Raw genomic sequence first — 17,163 nt, 5'->3', positions numbered from 1 at the left:
CCGGTCGCACGATCCACGGGGAGGAATCTCATGACGGACCCGACGTCCGCGTTCGACGCGCTCGCCGGGCGGATCGCCGACATCGAACGCCGGTTCGCGGGCCTCCGCGACGACCTGGCCGAGCTGTCCGGCACCGCGGTCGACGAGAGCGGGCTGGTCTCGGCGACGGTCGACGCCACCGGCGCGCTGACCGGCCTCACCCTCGCGCCCGCCGCCCTGCGCGCCGGCACCGAGGGGGTGGCCGAGCTGGTGCTCGACGCGTACCGGCGGGCTCGTGAGGTCGCCTCCGGGCACGTCGACGAGCACACCGAGGGTTTGGACGTAGCGCTCGGCGCGGGGCTCGGCGACCTGTTCGGCACTCCGGGGGACTTCTCCGCGCTGGGCCGACTGGAGGAGACCGTGGCCCGGCTCGGGCGGCTGGACGACCGCCTTCCCGGCGCGCCGGCGTGACGTCGCCGTCGCCGACCTGGCCGGAGATCGCCGCTCGACTGCGGGACACCGTCGCCCGCTGCGACCGGGACACCGACCTGGAGCTCTCCGCCGGTCCGCGCGCGATCCGGCTGCTGGTGCGCCGCCAGGTGGTGCGGGTGATCTGCCCCGACCACGACGAGGCACGCCTGGCCGCGCTCGGCTGGCACCGCCCGACCGGCGACGAGGGCTGGTGGTACGAGGCGGCGCGCACTCCGGAGCAGGTGGAGCGGCTCAGTGTGTTCGTGATCCGTACCGCCGCCGAGGTGTTGACCGACGAACCCGGCACGCTCTCCTGCCGGGCGCTGCCGCCGGCCGCGCGTCCCGGCCCGGCGGCGCTGTCGATCGACCGGCCGGCGCCCGTCGAGGTAACCCAGGTCGAGGCGACTCCGGCCGGGGCGACTCCGGCCAAGGCGACTCCGACGGGAGCGGCACCCGCCGAGGCGCCACCCCTCGACGCGGAGCCGGCGGTGGTGACGCAGCTCGCCGCGGCTGTCGGCCGGCGTGACCTGCCCGGCTACCTCGGAGCGCTGGCCGGTGCCACGGTGTGCGTCCCGCTCTCCGGGGAGCCGGCGCCGGACGCCGACTTCCCGTGGACGGTGGTCGGCGACGCGACCGGCGCGCCGCTGCTGCCGGTCTTCACCTCACCCCGGGCGCTCGCCGCGTTCGCCGGGGACGGGGTGCCGTTCGTCGCGCTGCCCTGCGCCGAGCTGTTCGAGGACTGGCCGGACCCGTCCTGGGGGCTGACTGTCGACCCGGGCAGCCCTCGGGCGGTCGCCCTGTCCGCGCCAACCCTCACCGCCCTGCTGACGGCGAACATCCCTACCGCCTGACGCCCCTGCCCAGCCGCGACGACGCCCCCTCTCCCGCGATCTTGCAGTTGCTGTCGCGACAGAAGGGGGCGTTCCACTCATCTCGGCGACAGAAACCGCAAGATCGGCGCGACGGGGACGCGGGGCGGCACGGAGGGACGGGGCGGCACGAACCGGCCGCGGTGGCGTCGTTGGTCACCGCCGAGGGGGTGGCGGACGGCCGCTGGGCTGGGCAGCATGGAGGGCATGGACTACGAGTACGCGCCACTGCGGCTGCCGCCGAACGTCGACCGGCTGACCGCCGCGGCGCAGTTGGCGATCCAGGCGGAGTTCTCCGGATGGGAGTTGGCCCGGGTGCGGCTGTACCGGGACGGCACGCGGCAGGTGGTGCTGCGTCGTCGGCGGGTCAACCAGCCGCAGCCGGGTCTGTCGTACTGAGGACCGGGCGGTGCCGCCCGAGGCCGGAGCCGGCCCCGGGCGGCACCCGGCCTAGTGCTGGTGCCCGGCGTGGTCGTGGTCGTCGTCGAGCTCCAGGAACGGGTGCTCGTCGAGCCGACCGACCAGCCGGTCGTCGGCGGCCGGCTGGAACGGGCCGACCGCGTCGTCGTCGTCGAACGACTCCAGATCGACCGGGGTACCCACCTCGCTGACCATGACCACCCCGTCGAGCGGCTCCAACTCGGGGACGTCCAACGCGCCGAGCGAGCCGTCACCACTCTGCAGCAGCTCCAGCACCGCCTCGCCGACGCCCTCCACCGGTGCCGGCTCGTCGTCCTCCGGGGTGCCCTCGCGGCGCGCCGCCTCGGCCACCCGCAGCAGCGCGGCGACGCTCGGCACCCGGTAGTCACGACGCTGACGCACCGAGATCACCCGGGGGTGCGGATCACTGGCCTCGGCACCCTCGCCGCCGCCGAAACGCTCGTCGGCCTCGTCCGGGTCGATCGAGTCGACATCCCACGGCGTCACCTCGCCGAAGGCGTCGAGCAGTCGCTCGTCGTACGCGAAGGATGCGTTGTTCAACGCCACGTACGCCTGCCAGACGTCGTCGTCGTCGACGCGGCCCTGCGCGGCGCGTACGGCGGCCAGGTGGTGGCGGGCCGCTTCGATCACCCGCTCGAGAGCGGCGTCCAGCTCACCATGCTGGTCGGTCATGTGGGGCAGTCCCTTCACGATGGGGAGGTTGCGCGCCGGCGGCAACCGCCGGACACGACTAGCAGGTGCGGAGGAACCGGTCGAGAACCCGCACGCCGAACTGTAGTCCGTCCACCGGAACGCGCTCGTCGATGCCGTGGAACAACGCCGAGAAGTTCAGGTCCGCGGGCAGCCGCAGCGGGGCGAACCCGAAGCAGCGGATGCCGAGCTGCGAGAACGCCTTGGCGTCGGTGCCCCCGGAGAGCATGTACGGGACGGGCCGCGCCCCCGCGTCCTCCGCGCGCAGGGCCGCCGACATGGCCTCGACCAGGTCACCGTCGAAGGTGGTCTCCAGCGCCGGCTGCCGCTGGACGTACTCGATCGCGATGTCCGGGCCGACCAACTCGCGCAGCTGCCGCTCCAGCAGCTCGGACTGGCCGGGCAGGCTGCGGCAGTCGATGGTGGCGGTGGCCCGGCCGGGGATGACGTTGTCCTTGTAGCCGGCGCTCAACCGGGTCGGGTTGGCGGTGTTACGGATGGTCGCGCCGATGATGTTGGCGATGGGGCCGAGCTTCGCGATGGCCGTCTCCGGGTCGTCCGGGTCCAACTCGATGCCGAGCAGGTCGGAGACCTCGGTCAGGAAGGCCCGCACGGTGTCGGTGACCACCACCGGGAAGCGGTGCCGGCCGATCCGGGCGACCGCCTCGGCGAGCGCGGTCACGGCGTTGTCGTCGTGCATCATCGAGCCGTGCCCGGGGCGGCCCTTGGCGTGCAGCCGCAGCCAGTCGATGCCCTTCTCGGCGGTCTCGATGAGGTAGAGCCGCTGGTTGTCGTTGACCGAGTAGGAGAAGCCACCGACCTCACCGATCGCCTCGGTGCAACCGTCGAAGAGGCCCCGGTGGTTGTCCACCAGGAAGCGCGCGCCGTAGTCGCTGCCCGCCTCCTCGTCGGCGGTGTACGCGAGCACGATGTCGCGCGGGGGTCGTACGCCGGTGCGCTGCCAGTGCCGCACCACGGCGAGCACCATCGCGTCGAAGTCCTTCATGTCGATGGCGCCCCGGCCCCAGAGGTAGCCGTCGCGCAGCTCGCCGGAGAACGGGCCCACCGACCACTCGTCGGCGTCGGCGGGCACCACGTCCAGGTGGCCGTGCACCAGCAGCGCGCCCCGGCTCGGGTCGGTGCCCGGGATGCGGGCCACCACGTTCGCCCGGCCCGGCGCGGACTCGTGCAGGACGGACTCCACGCCCACCTCGGCGAGCTTCTCCGCCACGTACTCGGCCGCGCGGCGCTCGCCGACGCTGGTGTCGTTGTCACCGGTGTTGGTGGTGTCGATGCGCAGCAGGTCGCGGCAGAGGTCCACGACCTCTGCGGTGGGGTCGGGCAGGGCGGAGGCGGCATCGCTCGTCATCGCCTCTTCATACCAGCCCGGGCCGCTCGACAGGCCGGCGCGGGTGGACGCATCGACGGGCCGGTTTCGCGTTGGTCGCGTTCGGGTACCGCCGCCCACGACCGTACGTCCCTGCCGGAGCTTCCGCCCGCCAGTCGAGGAGGGCACCATGTCCGCTGTTCCCCTGCCGCCGCTGCCGCCCGCGCCCGCATCCGAGGATGGTTACCGACCCGCCGGTCGCAGCATCGCCGACATCGTCGACCGGGAGCACCGGCAACTGCTGGCGCTGCTGGACCAGCTCTCCGGCCCGGACACCACGCCGCAGGAGGGGTTGGCGGTGCTCACCGCCGCGCTGTCGCGGCACCTGTCCGCCGAGGAGCAGTACCTGCTGCCGGCGGTCCGCGCGGCGCTGCCGACAGCCACCGAGCGGGTGGACGCGGAGATCAACGCCGACGCGGCCCTGCTGAGCGCCCTGAAGGGGCTGACGGACGAGGCGCTGACCGAGATCGCCGAGCGGGTCCGCCGGCATGTCGACGGGGTGGGCGCGCTGGTCACCGAGCTGCGCGCGGTCGCGACCGAGGAGGAGCTGATCCGGCTGGGCAACCGGTTGGAGATCGCCGAGGAGGCCGCGCCGACCCGACCGCACCCGGGCACGCCGGCCACCCCTCCGTGGAACCGGATCGTGGAGCCGGCGGTCGGGGTGGTCGACAAGGTCCTCGACGCGGTGACCCGCCGGCCGACGTACCTGGCGGACCTGCCGGAGCCACCGCGCGACAGGTGACCGGCGGCCGCCGGCAATGCATTCATTATCACCGATCCGCTCGGGCTATTCCGCCAGCAGACGCGTAGTCCTACCGTCACCCTATGAACCTGGAGCTGCGTCACCTGCGGGTGGTCTGCGCGATCGCGGAGACGGGAAGTGTGACGAAGGCGGCCTCGGCGCTCGGCCTGGCCCAGCCGGCGCTCACCGCCCAGCTCCAACGCATCGAACGGACGCTGGGCGGCCCGCTGTTCGACCGGGACCGGCGCGGGGCTCGACCCACCGCGCTCGGTGAGCTGGTGCTGGCCCGCGCCCGGGTGCTGCTACCGGCGATGAAGGGGCTGCAGGACGAGGCCGCCCGGCTGGCCGGGTCGGGCGACACGCCGCCGTGCTACCGGTTCGGTGGGGTGAACAGCCCGATCCTGGGTCGGCTGGTGCACCGGTTGGCGGCCGAGCAGCCGCCCGCCCAGATCACCACGTACGCGTCCTGGTCGGTGGACGAGTTGGCGCAGCTGGTGGCCGGCGGTCGGCTGGACTTCGCGCTGGCCGGCGTGTGCGGCGACGCCAGCCCGTCGGCCGGGTTCGGGTTGAGCTGGCAGGAGGTGGCCGTCGACCCGGTGCTGGTGCTGCTGCCGGAGACCCATCCCCTCGCGGCGCAGGACGAGGTCCGCCTGGCCGACCTGCGCCACGAGCAGTGGGTCGCCGCGCCGGGTGACGGCTGCTTCGCCGACTGCTTCGCCGCCGCCTGCGCCCGCGCCGGCTTCACCCCCCGCAAGGTGTACGAGACCGACATCCGCGGCTGCGTCGACCTGGTGGAAGCCGGCGTGGCGGTGGCCCTGTGCCAGGCGACGTTTCGCCCGGTGAGCGGTCTGGTCACCCGTCAACTCGCCGGGACGCCGTTGCGCTGGCGGCTGCTCCTCGGCTGGCATCCGGACTCTCCCGCCGCCCAGGGTGCGGAGCTGGTGCTGGAGACGGCCAAGGCGGCGTACGTCGACTCGTTGGCGCCGCACCCGGCCTACCTGGCCTGGCTGCCCCGCAACCCGGGGTTCGGCGTCCGGCACCCCACCGGGGTACGGCCGTGAGCGGCCGGTATTCCCGGCCGCTGGCGGTGCGAACCGCCGTGGGCCGGGTATCTGGCGGACATGACCGACCTCTACCCGCCCGCCGACGACCGCGAACTGCTGCGCCAGGCGGCTGCCGCGCACACCGCCGCCACCCGCGAGGTGGAGGCCTTCCTGCGCCGCCTACCGGCGGTGCCCGACCCGGCCGACGTGACCGAGTACGCCAACCTGCTCACCCGGGAGGACCAGACCCGCGGTGACCGGGACGCCGCCGCCGACGCGGCGGGCCTGACCATCGCAAGCCTGGAATCCGACAAGGGCCAGTAGCAGGACGCCGAACGGTGCCGTCCCTGCCCGGGACGGCACCGTCGTGCGGTCGCTCAGCGTTCGACGAGCGGGTCGTGACCCAGGTCCAGCAGGGAGTGCCGCCAACTGTCGTCGGCGTTTCCGCGCGACGGCTTGGCGTCCATCAGCTCGCGGATCCGCTCGACCGCCTCCCGCATCACCTCGATGTCCTCCGGGGTGAGGTCCACCTTGCGCTTGTTGAGCACCTTGAGGATCTCCCGGCCGGGCTGGGGCAGGTCGAGGTTCGGGTTCGGGCTGAACGACTCCTCCCCCGAACCCCGGGTCAGCAGCCAGGTCCGCAGCTGCTCCGACGGGACGTTGACCTCGGCGTGGAAGTCCTCCCAGAGCACTTCCACCTCGGGGTCGAGCCGCGCTTCGCGTACCATCAGGTCTCCTCTCCGGGCGGCGGCCCGGACGTCTCCGGGTCGTCCTGGTCGGTCTTCGGATGCAGGCCCTCCGCGGGCACCCGCGTCCGGCGGGGGTTCGCGGTGGGCGGCGCCAGGATCGGGTCGGGATGGTCGTCCTCGTCCCGGGGTTTCGCGGACTCCGCGGGCTGGTGCGGGTCCTCGTGTTCGTCCTTCCGCGCCGGCCCGCTCATCGCGGGTGTGTGGTCGTGGCGGCGGTGTACCCCCGCTCGCCCGCGGTCACGTCGAAGGTGAGTGCGCCGTCGCGGACGTCCACAGTGACCTTCTGCCCCGGCGAGATCGCCGACTCCAGCAGCATCCGGGACAGGTGGTTGTCCACCTCCCGCTGGATCACCCGGCGCAGCGGGCGGGCACCGAACTCCGGCTGGTAGCCGTGCTCGGCGAGCCAGTCGATGCCGGCGGTGGTGAACTCCACCTGGAGGTCCTGGGCGTGCATCCGGCGGCGGGTCTCCTCCAGCAGCAGCGCGGTGATGTCGCGCAGCTGCTCGGCCTCGAGCCGGCGGAAGATGATGACCTCGTCGATGCGGTTGAGGAACTCCGGGCGGAAGTTCTCCTGCAGGCGGCGCATGAGCCGCTCCCGCAGCTCGTTGCTCTCCTGCTCGCTGCCCACGTCCCCGGTGCCGAAGCCGACCGAGCGCTGGGCGCCGGTGATCAGCTCGGAGCCGAGGTTGCTCGTCATGATCAGGACGGTGTTCTTGAAGTTCACCGTGCGACCCTGACTGTCGGTGAGCCGCCCGTCGTCGAGCACCTGGAGCAGGATGTTGAACACGTCCGGGTGGGCCTTCTCGATCTCGTCGAGCAGCACCACCGCGTACGGGCGGCGCCGCACCGCCTCGGTGAGCTGACCGGCCTCCTCGTAGCCGACGTATCCGGGCGGCGCGCCGACCAGCCGGCTGACCGTGTGCCGCTCCTGGAACTCGCTCATGTCCACCCGGACCATCCGGTCCGCCTCGCCGAACAACGCCTCGGCCAGGGCCCGCGCCAACTCGGTCTTGCCGACACCGGTCGGGCCGAGGAACAGGAAGCTGCCCATCGGCCGCTCCGGGTCGGCCAGCCCGGCCCGGGAGCGGCGCACCGCCTCGGCGACCGCGGTGACCGCGTCGTCCTGACCGACCACCTTCTGGTGCAGGTGACCCTCCAGGCGCAGCAGCCGGTCGCGTTCCTCCTCGGTGAGCTGGCTGACCGGGATGCCGGTGGCCCGGGAGACCACCTCGGCGATCTCCTGCGGGCCCACCTCGGGCACCTGGGAGCCGGACGAACCGTCCTCGCCGTTCGCCCGACGGATGTCCTCCTCCAACTCGGCGATCCGGTCGCGCAGCGCGGAGGCCCGCTCGTACTGCTCGTCGGTGACGGCCTGTTCCTTGTCCCGGCGTACCTCGTCGAGTTCCTGCTCCAGCTCCCGCACGTCGGACGCGGGGGTGCGGGTACGCAGCCGCACCCGGGCGCCGGCCTGGTCGATGAGGTCGATCGCCTTGTCCGGCAGGAACCGGTCGGTGACGTACCGGTCGGACAGTTCGGCGGCGGCGACCAGCGCCTCGTCGGTGAAGCGCACCTGGTGGTGGGCCTCGTACCGGTCGCGCAGCCCGCGCAGGATGGCGATGGTGTCGTCGACGCTGGGCTCGGGCACCAGCACCGGCTGGAAGCGCCGGGCCAGGGCGGCGTCCTTCTCGATGCTCTTGCGGTACTCGTCCAGCGTCGTCGCGCCGATCACCCGCAGTTCGCCGCGGGCGAGGGCGGGCTTGAGCATGTTGGACGCGTCCATCCCGCCCTCGCTGCCGGCGCCACCGGCCCCGACCAGGGTGTGGATCTCGTCCATGAAGATGATCAGCTCGTCCCGGTGCGCCCTGATCTCGTCGATCACCTTCTTCAGCCGTTCCTCGAAGTCGCCCCGGTAGCGGGTGCCGGCGACCAGACCGGCCAGGTCGAGCTGGACGACCCGCTTGCCGAGCAGGGTCTGCGGTACGTCGCCGTCGCAGATCCGTTCGGCCAGACCCTCGACGATGGCGGTCTTGCCGACGCCGGCCTCGCCGATCAGCACCGGGTTGTTCTTGGTCCGCCGGGACAGGATCTCCACGGCCTGTTCGATCTCGTCGGCCCGCCCGATCACCGGGTCGATCTGGTCGTTGCGGGCCAGGTCGGTGAGGTCCTGCCCGTACTGGTCCAGGGTGGGCGTGCCGCGGTCCGGCTTCGGCCCGGTCATCGGCCCCCGCTCGGCGTTGGCGGCCTGCAACGACTCGGGTTGGATCCGGCCGGCGGCCAGCATCCGCCCGGCCGGCGACTCCGGGTTGAGCGGCAGCGCCATCAGGATGTGCTCGGGGCCGATGTAGTTGGCGCCCATCGCCCGGGACAGCTGATGGGCGTCGAGCAGCGCCCGCTTGGCGGCGGGGGTCAACGACAGGTTGGGCGGCACCTCCCCGCGCGGCGCACCGTCGCCCTTACCGCCGAGGGCGTTGAGCAGGGTGTCCGGGTCAGCCCCGGCACGGCGTACCAGGTCACGCAGCGGTTCGCGTTGCAGCGCCGCCCAGAGCAGGTGGTCGGTGTCCAGGTCGCTGCTCTGCCGTTGCGCGGCCCGCCGGGCCGCGTCGGCCAGCATCTCCCGGGCGTCGGCCGTCATCAGTCGGGTGATGTCGACCCGGTGCGGCGGTCGGCGCCCTCCCTCGCCCCGGCCGAAGTACCTGGCCAGGAATTCGTCCCACGGGTCGGAGCCGATGTCACCGGGTCCCATCATGTCTGTCCTCCGCAGTAGGGCTCGGCACGGTCGGCAGGGGCTACCCGGCGCGCGCCCCGACAAACGCCGCAGGTGGCGGAGGACCGGCATTCCGGGAGTGGCGTCGGGTCAGGGCCGGCCGATGGTGGCAGGCTGGCGGGATGGATGAGACCCCGCTGCTGATCGTGGATGGCGCCAACGTGGTGGGCTCGCGCCCGAACGGGTGGTGGCGCGACCGTGCCGGGGCCGCTGCCCGGTTGCGCGACTCGCTCGCCCCGGTGGCGACCATCGGGTTGCCGGCCCGGCTGACCGCCCCGGTGGAGGTGGTCCTGGTGGTCGAGGGGGCCGCGCGGGACGTGCCGGGCACCGAGGGCGTCCGGGTGGTCTCCGCCGCCGGCTCCGGCGACGACACGGTGGTCGAGCTGGTGGAGGGCGCGCCGCGGCGTCGGCGGCTGGTGATCACCGCCGACCGGGAGTTGCGCGGGCGGGTGACGGCGCTGGGCGCCGAGGTGTACGGCCCGCGCTGGCTCCGCGAGAACCCGACCAGCAACTGAGAAATTCTCGCACTGGGACTCCCACAGATCGGACTCCCGGCACTTCCGAGGGTCTTCCGGACAGGCGGGCAGGAACACCGACAGGGCGGATGTTCTTTCGGAACCGCCGATAGGCTCTAATGGAGATCTCCCCGCCCCCAGGAGGTTCCGCCGTGGCGAGCGTCGCCGAGCTGAAGGCTGCCATCGATGTCGCCCTCCAACAGATCGGAGACGGGCAGACAGCCGTGCAGGCGGCCGGCGAAAAGCTCACCGAGGCCCAGCAGACCCTGGCCGGGGCGCTGGAGGGCAGCGGGCACGAGACGGTGGAGGCGGCCCAGGCGTCGCTGACCCAGGCCAGCCAGGAACTGGAGGAGTGTCTCGCCGCGACACTTGTCGCGGTGGAGCAGGCGCAGCTCTACGTCTCCACCCTGTAGGCCGCCATGTCCATCATCGAGGATGTCGGCGCTCAGGTCCGTGCCGCCACCGAGGAGTTCCCGGTGGCCCTGCTCGGGCAGGCGCTGGAGAAGTTCGGCCTGGCCGCGGAGCGGCTGCGCTGGGTACGACAGGAGTCGGCCAACCCGATGGGGGTGCCCGAGCTGTCCGCCGCCACCGAGCACGCCGAGAGCGCCGGCTACGCGCTGCGGGTGGCCCAGGAACAGCTGTCGGCCTACCTGACGGCGATCGGGCTCGGCGCGGACGGCTCCCCGGCACCCCGCCCTGAGCAACGCGCTCCCCGACACGACACGCCACCGGCGTCCGGGCCCGCCGCGGTCGCGCCGGAGCCGGTCGAGCAGGTGCGGATGCGCCGCTGGTGGTCGGTGCGGGTGGCCGAGCTGACCGGCGGGCGCGAGGGCACCGACGACGAACCCGACGAGCGGGTGGACGACTCCCAGGAGTTGCTGCGCCGAGTGGTGGGTGGTGTCCGCTCCGGCGACCGGGACCGGCTCCGCAAGGAGCTGCGCCGAGCCCCGGCCGACGTGGGGCTGGGCATGGCGGCGCTGGCGCCGCCGCTGCTGCGCGAGCTGGCCGGTGAGCTGCTCGGGCACCCGCCGCGCGCCACCGACCTCGGGCGGCTGCGCGGCGAGTTGGACGGGCGCGTCCGTGACCTGCTTCCCGGGTTGCCGCCGCCGGTGCTGGAGACGCTGCTGACCCGGGTGTGCCGGATGCCGCCGCCGCGCGCCTCCGGGGAGCCGCCGCACGCCGCCGACTCCGCGGTCACCGCCGGGGTGGCGACCGGGCTGCTGCTCGCCCGCCTCGGCCGGGACCTGCCGGCCGGCGCGAGAGAACCGGCGAGCGTGGGGCAGCGAGGCGACGTGGGAAAGCCGGCGCGGGCCGGGCAGCAGGCGGGCGCGCAGCAACCGAGCGGGGCCGGGCGGCCGGGCGCGGCTCCCCGCGCCAACGGTGCGGTGCAGCGGCCGGGCACCACCACGCAGCGCTCCGGTGGGCTGCCCCCACGCTCGGGCAGCCCCTGGCGGGACGCGCCGACGCGCCGGGGCTCCGATGGCTGACCGGCGCGGTCAGCTGGCCAGCCGTGTCCGGGAAACCCTCGCCGAGGCGTTGGGCGCCACCCGTTCCCGGCTGTCCGCGGCCCAGGCCGACCTGACCGCCGGTCGGGAACGACTGGCCCGGGTCCAGCGGGCGGCGGCCGCCGTACCGGAGCGGGTGGGCGCCCAACGGGACCGCCGCATCGCCGAGATCGACGCCCGCTACTCCACAAGGATCGCGGAGCTGGCCCGGCGGGCCGCCGACGCGGCCCGGCAGGAGGCGCCCGGCTGCGCGGGGGCCGACTGGGCCGGGTGGACGCCGACGCCCGCCCGTCGGGCCGAGCCGCCCGGCGCGCTGCGGGTCGGCACGGTCGGCATCGACGGCGTCGACCCGGTGCCCGCGCTGGTGCCGCTGCTCGACGCCGGGCACGTCCACCTCTCCGGGGACGACCGCGCCGGCTGCGACGCGGTGGTGTCCGCGTTGCTGCTGCGGGCCGTCGGCCGCGCCGACCCCGGGGCGGTACGACTGATCGGGTACGACCCGGACCAGCTCGGCGGCGGACTGGCCGGGTTCGCCCCGTTGGGCACGGCGGGGCTGCTCACCTTCGTCGGCCCGGGTGGGCTGGGACCGTTGCTGGACGACCTGGTGGAGCAGATCCGCCGGATCAACGAGACGGTCCTGGCCGGCGAGTACGCGTCGCTGCGCGAACTGGCGGCGGCGACCGGCCGACGACCCGAGCCGTGGCGGGTGGCGGTGCTGCTCGGCGGTGAGGAGCTGAACCGGCACGAGCGCGGACAACTGGACCGGGTGGTGCGGGCTGGCGCGGCCTGCGGCGTACACCTGGTGGTGCACGGTGTGCCGTTGCCGGAGGATCCGACGGTGACGCGGGTGGTGGCCGGGGTGTCCGGCGCGCGGATCGGCGGTTCGGCCGGGTTGCCGGTCCGGCTGGATCCACCACCACCGGCGGCGCTGGTCACCGAGACCTGCCGGGACGTCGCCGCCCGGGTGAACGCGGGCCCGCCGCCGACCCCCTTCACCGACCTGCTGCCTCCGCCCGAGCTGATGTGGCGGGAGGACTCCGCCGACGGGCTGACCGCGCCGATCGGTGAGGGCCCCCAGGGCCGGCCGGTGCGGTTGACGCTTGGCGACTATCCACCGCACGCGCTGATCGGCGGGCCCTCCGGCACCGGCAAGACCAATCTGATCTTCGCGTGGATCGGTGCCCTCGCCGCCCGGTACTCCCCCGCCGAGCTGGAGTTCTACCTGTTGGACTTCAAGGAGGGGGTTTCCTTCGCGCGGTTCGCGCAGGGCCGGCGCGATCCGAGTTGGCTGCCGCACATGCGGCTGGTCGGCATCAACGTCAACACCGACCGGGAGTTCGGGTTGGCGCTGCTGCGCTTCCTCACCGAGGAGCTGCGCCGACGCGCCGACGCGGCCAAGAAACACGAGGTGACCAAGCTGGCCGAGCTGCGGGCGGTCGACCCGACCGGGCACTGGCCACGCATCGTCGCCGTGGTGGACGAGTTCCAGATGTTGCTGGCCGGCCGGGACGTGGTCGCCCGGGAGGCGGCCGACCTGCTGGAGGACCTGGCCCGCCGCGGCCGGTCCCAGGGCATCCACCTGGTCCTCGCCTCGCAGGACGTGCGGGGCATCGAGGCGCTGTGGGGCCGCCCCGCGCTGGTCGCCCAGTTCACTCTGCGCATCGCGTTGCCCAAGGCGCTGCGCATCCTCGCCGAGCGCAACGACGCCGCGCAGTCGCTGCCGCGCTGGCACGCGGTGGTCAACGCCGAGTCGGGCATGGTGGAGGGCAACGAGGTGGCCCGCATCCCGTCGGCCAGCGACTGGGAGACCTGGAGCGGGTTGCAGCACCGGCTGTGGCGGATGCGCGCCCCCGACGCGGCACCCGCCCGGCTCTTCGACGGCGACGCGATCCCCCGGCTGGCCGACGCCCCGGACTTCCGGGCGCTCGCCGTACCGCCGGACGGGACCGTGCCTCGCAACCCGGTGGCCCTGCTCGGCGAGATCATCGACGTGCAGTCCCGCTCGGCGTCGCTGCGGCTGCCGCGCGCCCCGGGCCGCAACCTCGCGGTGCTCGGCACCCGCGTCGACGAGGCGTGCGCGGTGCTCGACGCGGCGGCCCGGTCGCTGGCCCGTCAGCACCCGCCGGGCACCGCCCGGTTCTCCATCGCCTGCCTCGACCCGGACGCCGACCCGATCGCCCGCGCCCTCTACGAGGACCTGGCCGACGACGCCGCCTGGTACGACGAGGAGACCGTCGGGGAGCTGATGGCCGAGACGGCCGACGGGCTCAGTGGCCCGGGAAGCCCGCACTACCTGCTGCTGTTCGCGGTCGACGCGGCAGCGGGTGCGCTGGCCGCCCGCGCGGGTCGGCGTACCGGCCTGGAGCAGCTGCGCCGGATCATGCACGACGGGCCGGAACGACGCACGCACGTGCTGGCCTGGTGGCGTGGTGTGGCCCGGATGCGCGCCGATCTCGGTGGGCCGGCCGCCCGTACCGACCAGATCGGCGCCTGGGTGGCCCTGGACGCGCACGGCGGCGAGCTGGGCTCGTCGCTCTACCCGGGCACCGGGGGCCCGGACTGGTATCCCCGCCCCTGGCGGGGGCTCTTCTTCGACCGGGCGGTGCACCGCACCGGACAGGTCATCATCCCGTATGGACCGACACGATGAACGAACCGGTGACCAGTGAGACGTACGCGGCGCAGCTGCGGCGGCTGGCCGACCTCACCGCGCGGGTGCGCGAGCAGCGCGCCGAGGCGCACACCTGGCACGAGCGGCAGTGCGGTGCCGCCGAGCGGGCCGTCGCCGAGGCGGCCGAGCAGCTCCGAAGCGCCGAGGAGGAGCTGGTCGCCGCCCGCGAGCAGCAGGAACGGGTCGACGCCGAGGTGGCCCACCTGTGGCAGCAGGTCCGCTCGCGCCTCGGTGCCCGCCGCCTCGGCGGCCCGCCCGCCCCGGCGAACGGCGTCGGGGCCACCGACCCGGTGCTGCTGCTCGCCAAGGCTCGTGACCTGCTGGACCGGGCCGGTCAGCCGGGCGAGCTGCCGGGCTCGGTCAACCCGCTGCTGGCGCTCTGCGGGGTGGCCGGCGGTGTGCTGGCGTACGCGCTGGGCGCCGGCGCCCGCGCGCTCGGCGTCGGATACGGCGGGGACCTGGCGGTCGGACTACCGGTGCTGGCGTTGGTGGTGACGCTGCTCGGGCCGTTGGTCGGCCTGGTGCCGGCCCGGGTGCTGGCCGACCGCCGGCACGCGGTGCTCGGCCCCCGGCCGATCACCGTGGTGCTCGGCGCCGGTCTGCTGACCACCGTGCTGCTGCTCATCCTCGGCCGCTGACCCTGCGCCCGACCCGGCCGGTGCACTGGTCGCCCCCGCCGGGTCGGCCCTGCCGCGCGCTGACGAGGTGATCCACTCGGCTTTCTGAAAACCGCGCTGTCCTCGCCGTTCGGACACCGCGACTTCCTGAAAACCGAGTCGATCAACCGCCGGCCTCAGGCCGGGACGAGCACGGCCTCGCGGAGCAGCCGGCGGGTCAGGGTGACCCGGTCGGCGTCGTCGGGCAGGCCGGGCAGGTCACCGACCCGGGTGACGGCGCCGCTGAGCAGGACCCGAGCCGCCGCCTCGCATGAAGCGGGCAGGGTGATGGTGCGGTCGAAGAGCCGCAGCGCCACAGTGTCCGACCCGTGCGGTACCAACTGCCAGCGCAGGCCCGGCCGGAGGGTGACCCGGGCGTCGGCGTCCAGCGCGGCCACCGCGTCGGCCTGGGCGAGCGGTCGGATGGGTGCCGGACGGGCTGCCGGCCAGGCGCGCTGACGCAGCCGCGCGGCGACCGCGCCCGGGTCGGCGCGCAGCAGCCAGTCCCGCAACGCCTCCACGGTCTCGGTCAGCTCCGGCTCGATGGCGTCCGGGTCGGCGACGTCGGTGCCGAACGGCAGGCTGGCCCGCAGCCGCTGGTCCTCGGCGGACAACGCCAACAACTCCTCGACCAGGGCGTAGCGGGTGAGCGCGCGGATCCCCACGGTCAGGTGCAGCGAGCTGGCGTCCTGTGCCTGCGCGCTGTGCAGCCACCCCCGCGGCAGGTAGAGGGCGTCACCGGGGGCGAGCACCACGTCCAGCGCCGCCGGGCCCTGCGCGGTGGCACCGACCTCGTCGGCGCGCCCACCCCACGGCTGCTTCTCCAGCGGATCGGGCAGCACCGGCGGGTGGATCCGCCAGTGCTTGCGGCCGTCGACCTGGAGCACGAACACGTCGTGGGTGTCGTAGTGGGTGGCGAAGCCCTGGCTGCCGGCCGGGGTCAGGTAGGCGTTGATCTGCAACGGCTGGTTGAGCGCGAGGCCCAGGTCGCGGGCGAAGTCGACGAGCGGCGGCCAGATCCGGTGCAGCCCCTGCAACACAAGGGTGGCGCCGGACGCGTACTGCTCCAGGACCCGCTCGTCGAGCACCTGGTCGCCGATCTCGGCGCCCGCGCCGCCGCCGCCGGTCCAGCGCGACGCCGCGACCAACTGGCCGTCCTTGGCGACGCGCAGGAACGGGGTACGCAGGCCGCGCCGGCTCAGCAGCTCGTCGGCGTCGGCGGGGCTGAGCAGGTCGGTGAAGCCGGCCGGGTCGGGCAGTTCGGCGGCGCGGGACAGCAGCGGGGTGTGCCCCCAGTGCGCGGCGGCGAACTTGGCCGGTTCGACCGAGACGCAGCGGGCCAGCGCCGCGGTGGCCTCGGCGGACGGAACCGCCGGGCGGCCGTGGTGGCCGCCCGGCGGGTCGAGATACGTCATGGCGAGCCGCTACCGGGCGCTGCCGTCAGCGCCACCGTCCTGCTGCCCCGGAGTGGCGCCACCGTCGGCGGGGCCTTCCGCACCACCGTCAGCGCCACCGTCGTGCTGACCGGGAGTGGCACCGCCGTCGGCGGGACCCTCCGCGCTGCCGTCGGCGCCACCGTCGTGCTGACCCGGGGTGGCACCACCGTCGGCGGGGCCTTCCGCGCCGCCATCGGCGCCACCGTCGTGCTGACCGGGGGTCGCGCCGCCGTCGGCCGGACCCTCCGCGCCGCCGCCGCCGGTGGTCTGCATGTCGTCATCGTTGAGTGCCATCGGTACTCCCTCGGGTGTGCCGCCCCGCCGTACGCCGGGGTCCGTCGTGCTGCGGGTGGTACCCCACGCGCGATCTTCTCTAACCCTCACCGTAGACGCCGAACCGGGGCGACACGGGCAGTTCGCGAGCGGCGGCGGAGAGTGCCAGGATGGGGTGGTGATCCTGGTGGGCACGTCCGGCTGGCAGTACCGGGACTGGCGCGGCCGCTTCTACCCGCAGGGGCTGCCGCACCGGCTCTGGCTGGAGCACTTCGCGGCCGGGTTCGCCACGGTCGAGGTCAACAACGCCTTCTACCGGCTGCCCGAGCGGGACACCTTCGCCGCCTGGCGGGCGCGCACCCCGGCGGATTTCTGCGTGGCGGTGAAGATGAGCCGCTACCTCACCCACATCAAGCGACTGCGTGACCCGGAGGAGCCGGTGGCCCGGTTCCTCGACCGCGCCACCGCGCTCGGTGACCGGCTCGGCCCGGTGCTGCTGCAACTGCCACCGAACCTGCGGGCGGACGTCGAGGCGCTGGACGCGACGCTGCGACTGTTCCCGACGCAGGTGCGGGTGGCGGTCGAGCCCCGGCACCCCTCCTGGTGGACCGACGCCACCCGGGCGGTGCTGGAGCGGCGTAGGGCCGCGCTGGTCTGGGCGGACCGGCTGGGCCGCCCGGTCGCCCCCCGTTGGCGCACCACCGACTTCGGCTACCTGCGGCTGCACGAGGGGCGGGCGCGGCCGTGGCCGCGTTACGGTCGGGCCGCGCTGCGGTCCTGGGTGGGTCGGCTGACCGACGCCTTCGGCGCGGACGAGCCGGCGTACGTCTACTTCAACAACGATCCGGGCGGGGCCGCGATCGTGGACGCCGTGGCGTTCGCCGCGCTGGCCCGTCGGGCCGGGCACCCGGTGTCGCGGGTGCCCACCGCCGCCGAGGCTGCCGACGACTGAGCCCGCCCGACGGCGATCGG

At 74.2% G+C, this 17,163-nt stretch carries 19 protein-coding genes; 12 read left to right on the top strand and 7 right to left on the bottom strand.

Going from position 1 to position 17,163, the window contains the following annotated elements; all coding sequences use genetic code 11:
* The first annotated feature begins 30 nt into the window (after positions 1-30).
* The 3 genes from ABTW72_RS27865 to ABTW72_RS27855 all read left to right on the top strand — a co-directional run bounded on the left by ABTW72_RS27865 (position 31) and on the right by ABTW72_RS27855 (position 1,718).
* Positions 31-450, top strand: a complete 420-nt coding sequence (locus tag ABTW72_RS27865) for a YbaB/EbfC family nucleoid-associated protein (protein ID WP_158629563.1) — start codon at positions 31-33, stop codon at positions 448-450.
* On the top strand, positions 447-1,301 hold the full coding sequence (locus ABTW72_RS27860) for an SseB family protein (protein WP_350863531.1): 855 nt from the start codon (positions 447-449) through the stop codon (positions 1,299-1,301). The genes ABTW72_RS27865 and ABTW72_RS27860 overlap by 4 nt, the downstream gene beginning before the upstream one ends.
* A gap of 225 nt (positions 1,302-1,526) precedes the next feature.
* Entirely contained in the window at positions 1,527-1,718 is a 192-nt protein-coding gene (locus ABTW72_RS27855) for a DUF5703 family protein (protein ID WP_013734349.1), read from the top strand.
* A gap of 51 nt (positions 1,719-1,769) precedes the next feature.
* Here ABTW72_RS27855 and ABTW72_RS27850 read toward each other — a convergent pair whose 3' ends face one another.
* Both ABTW72_RS27850 and ABTW72_RS27845 read right to left on the bottom strand, forming a co-directional pair.
* Complete coding sequence (locus tag ABTW72_RS27850; protein ID WP_091408864.1) at positions 1,770-2,432, bottom strand: hypothetical protein; 663 nt, start codon at positions 2,430-2,432, stop codon at positions 1,770-1,772.
* Between the two features lie 58 nt (positions 2,433-2,490).
* Complete coding sequence (locus ABTW72_RS27845; protein WP_350863528.1) at positions 2,491-3,819, bottom strand: M20/M25/M40 family metallo-hydrolase; 1,329 nt, start codon at positions 3,817-3,819, stop codon at positions 2,491-2,493.
* A gap of 148 nt (positions 3,820-3,967) precedes the next feature.
* Here ABTW72_RS27845 and ABTW72_RS27840 point away from each other — a divergent pair, with 148 nt between their 5' ends.
* The 3 genes from ABTW72_RS27840 (at position 3,968) to ABTW72_RS27830 (ending at position 5,946) form a co-directional block, all read left to right on the top strand.
* Positions 3,968-4,579, top strand: a complete 612-nt coding sequence (locus ABTW72_RS27840; protein ID WP_350863525.1) for a hemerythrin domain-containing protein — start codon at positions 3,968-3,970, stop codon at positions 4,577-4,579.
* Between the two features lie 83 nt (positions 4,580-4,662).
* Positions 4,663-5,640, top strand: a complete 978-nt coding sequence (locus tag ABTW72_RS27835) for a LysR family transcriptional regulator (RefSeq protein ID WP_350863522.1) — start codon at positions 4,663-4,665, stop codon at positions 5,638-5,640.
* A 60-nt stretch (positions 5,641-5,700) separates the two neighbouring features.
* Entirely contained in the window at positions 5,701-5,946 is a 246-nt protein-coding gene (locus ABTW72_RS27830) for a hypothetical protein (protein WP_053655798.1), read from the top strand.
* A gap of 53 nt (positions 5,947-5,999) precedes the next feature.
* On the opposite strand, the gene ABTW72_RS27825 is transcribed toward ABTW72_RS27830, so the two are convergent.
* The 3 genes from ABTW72_RS27825 to ABTW72_RS27815 are packed head-to-tail and all read right to left on the bottom strand — an operon-like array spanning position 6,000 to position 9,117.
* Entirely contained in the window at positions 6,000-6,350 is a 351-nt protein-coding gene (locus ABTW72_RS27825; protein ID WP_091408434.1) for a DUF3140 domain-containing protein, read from the bottom strand.
* A complete protein-coding gene (locus ABTW72_RS27820; RefSeq protein WP_350863518.1) occupies positions 6,350-6,562 on the bottom strand; it encodes a hypothetical protein in 213 nt (70 codons plus the stop codon). Before ABTW72_RS27820 ends, ABTW72_RS27825 begins: the two co-directional genes overlap by 1 nt.
* Positions 6,559-9,117, bottom strand: a complete 2,559-nt coding sequence (locus tag ABTW72_RS27815; protein ID WP_350863515.1) for an ATP-dependent Clp protease ATP-binding subunit — start codon at positions 9,115-9,117, stop codon at positions 6,559-6,561. Before ABTW72_RS27815 ends, ABTW72_RS27820 begins: the two co-directional genes overlap by 4 nt.
* A 140-nt stretch (positions 9,118-9,257) precedes the next feature.
* Here ABTW72_RS27815 and ABTW72_RS27810 point away from each other — a divergent pair, with 140 nt between their 5' ends.
* The 5 genes from ABTW72_RS27810 (at position 9,258) to ABTW72_RS27790 (ending at position 14,464) form a co-directional block, all read left to right on the top strand.
* Positions 9,258-9,650 (top strand): PIN domain-containing protein, encoded by a 393-nt coding sequence (locus ABTW72_RS27810; protein WP_350863513.1) that lies wholly within the window; start codon positions 9,258-9,260, stop codon positions 9,648-9,650.
* Positions 9,651-9,802: 152 nt separating this feature from the next.
* Positions 9,803-10,063 carry a hypothetical protein gene (locus ABTW72_RS27805; RefSeq protein ID WP_350863510.1) on the top strand — a complete coding sequence of 87 codons (261 nt, stop codon included), beginning with the start codon at positions 9,803-9,805 and terminating at the stop codon, positions 10,061-10,063.
* 6 nt (positions 10,064-10,069) lie between these two features.
* Complete coding sequence (locus tag ABTW72_RS27800; RefSeq protein ID WP_350863507.1) at positions 10,070-11,137, top strand: hypothetical protein; 1,068 nt, start codon at positions 10,070-10,072, stop codon at positions 11,135-11,137.
* Positions 11,130-13,805, top strand: a complete 2,676-nt coding sequence (locus ABTW72_RS27795) for an FtsK/SpoIIIE domain-containing protein (RefSeq protein ID WP_350863505.1) — start codon at positions 11,130-11,132, stop codon at positions 13,803-13,805. Before ABTW72_RS27800 ends, ABTW72_RS27795 begins: the two co-directional genes overlap by 8 nt.
* Positions 13,802-14,464, top strand: coding sequence for a hypothetical protein (locus ABTW72_RS27790; RefSeq protein WP_350863502.1), 663 nt, complete (start codon positions 13,802-13,804; stop codon positions 14,462-14,464). Before ABTW72_RS27795 ends, ABTW72_RS27790 begins: the two co-directional genes overlap by 4 nt.
* Before the next feature lie 155 nt (positions 14,465-14,619).
* Here the strand turns inward: ABTW72_RS27790 and ABTW72_RS27785 are convergent, their stop codons facing one another.
* A complete protein-coding gene (locus ABTW72_RS27785) occupies positions 14,620-15,897 on the bottom strand; it encodes a cupin domain-containing protein (protein ID WP_350863499.1) in 1,278 nt (425 codons plus the stop codon).
* A gap of 9 nt (positions 15,898-15,906) precedes the next feature.
* Positions 15,907-16,212 carry a hypothetical protein gene (locus ABTW72_RS27780; RefSeq protein WP_091408405.1) on the bottom strand — a complete coding sequence of 102 codons (306 nt, stop codon included), beginning with the start codon at positions 16,210-16,212 and terminating at the stop codon, positions 15,907-15,909.
* Positions 16,213-16,369: 157 nt separating this feature from the next.
* Here ABTW72_RS27780 and ABTW72_RS27775 point away from each other — a divergent pair, with 157 nt between their 5' ends.
* The gene (locus ABTW72_RS27775; protein WP_350863496.1) at positions 16,370-17,143 is read left to right on the top strand and encodes a DUF72 domain-containing protein; all 774 of its coding nucleotides are present in this window, start codon (positions 16,370-16,372) and stop codon (positions 17,141-17,143) included.
* Positions 17,144-17,163: the final 20 nt, after the last annotated feature.

The organism is Micromonospora sp. NPDC127501 (assembly GCF_040302185.1).
Lineage (GTDB): Bacteria > Actinomycetota > Actinomycetes > Mycobacteriales > Micromonosporaceae > Micromonospora.
Note: the sequence above shows the minus strand (reverse complement) of the source record. Positions and strands in the feature narration are given on the sequence as shown.

What these genes read in the sequence shown, in the direction of transcription:
- ABTW72_RS27865 (WP_158629563.1), top strand. Translation starts at nt 31, where the DNA reads ATGACGGACCCGACGTCCGCGTTCGACGCGCTCGCCGGGCGGATCGCC.
- ABTW72_RS27855 (WP_013734349.1), top strand. Translation starts at nt 1,527, where the DNA reads ATGGACTACGAGTACGCGCCACTGCGGCTGCCGCCGAACGTCGACCGG.
- ABTW72_RS27850 (WP_091408864.1), bottom strand. Translation starts at nt 2,432, where the DNA reads ATGACCGACCAGCATGGTGAGCTGGACGCCGCTCTCGAGCGGGTGATC.
- ABTW72_RS27845 (WP_350863528.1), bottom strand. Translation starts at nt 3,819, where the DNA reads ATGACGAGCGATGCCGCCTCCGCCCTGCCCGACCCCACCGCAGAGGTC.
- ABTW72_RS27840 (WP_350863525.1), top strand. Translation starts at nt 3,968, where the DNA reads ATGTCCGCTGTTCCCCTGCCGCCGCTGCCGCCCGCGCCCGCATCCGAG.
- ABTW72_RS27835 (WP_350863522.1), top strand. Translation starts at nt 4,663, where the DNA reads ATGAACCTGGAGCTGCGTCACCTGCGGGTGGTCTGCGCGATCGCGGAG.
- ABTW72_RS27830 (WP_053655798.1), top strand. Translation starts at nt 5,701, where the DNA reads ATGACCGACCTCTACCCGCCCGCCGACGACCGCGAACTGCTGCGCCAG.
- ABTW72_RS27825 (WP_091408434.1), bottom strand. Translation starts at nt 6,350, where the DNA reads ATGGTACGCGAAGCGCGGCTCGACCCCGAGGTGGAAGTGCTCTGGGAG.
- ABTW72_RS27820 (WP_350863518.1), bottom strand. Translation starts at nt 6,562, where the DNA reads ATGAGCGGGCCGGCGCGGAAGGACGAACACGAGGACCCGCACCAGCCC.
- ABTW72_RS27815 (WP_350863515.1), bottom strand. Translation starts at nt 9,117, where the DNA reads ATGATGGGACCCGGTGACATCGGCTCCGACCCGTGGGACGAATTCCTG.
- ABTW72_RS27810 (WP_350863513.1), top strand. Translation starts at nt 9,258, where the DNA reads ATGGATGAGACCCCGCTGCTGATCGTGGATGGCGCCAACGTGGTGGGC.
- ABTW72_RS27800 (WP_350863507.1), top strand. Translation starts at nt 10,070, where the DNA reads ATGTCCATCATCGAGGATGTCGGCGCTCAGGTCCGTGCCGCCACCGAG.
- ABTW72_RS27795 (WP_350863505.1), top strand. Translation starts at nt 11,130, where the DNA reads ATGGCTGACCGGCGCGGTCAGCTGGCCAGCCGTGTCCGGGAAACCCTC.
- ABTW72_RS27790 (WP_350863502.1), top strand. Translation starts at nt 13,802, where the DNA reads ATGAACGAACCGGTGACCAGTGAGACGTACGCGGCGCAGCTGCGGCGG.
- ABTW72_RS27785 (WP_350863499.1), bottom strand. Translation starts at nt 15,897, where the DNA reads ATGACGTATCTCGACCCGCCGGGCGGCCACCACGGCCGCCCGGCGGTT.
- ABTW72_RS27780 (WP_091408405.1), bottom strand. Translation starts at nt 16,212, where the DNA reads ATGGCACTCAACGATGACGACATGCAGACCACCGGCGGCGGCGGCGCG.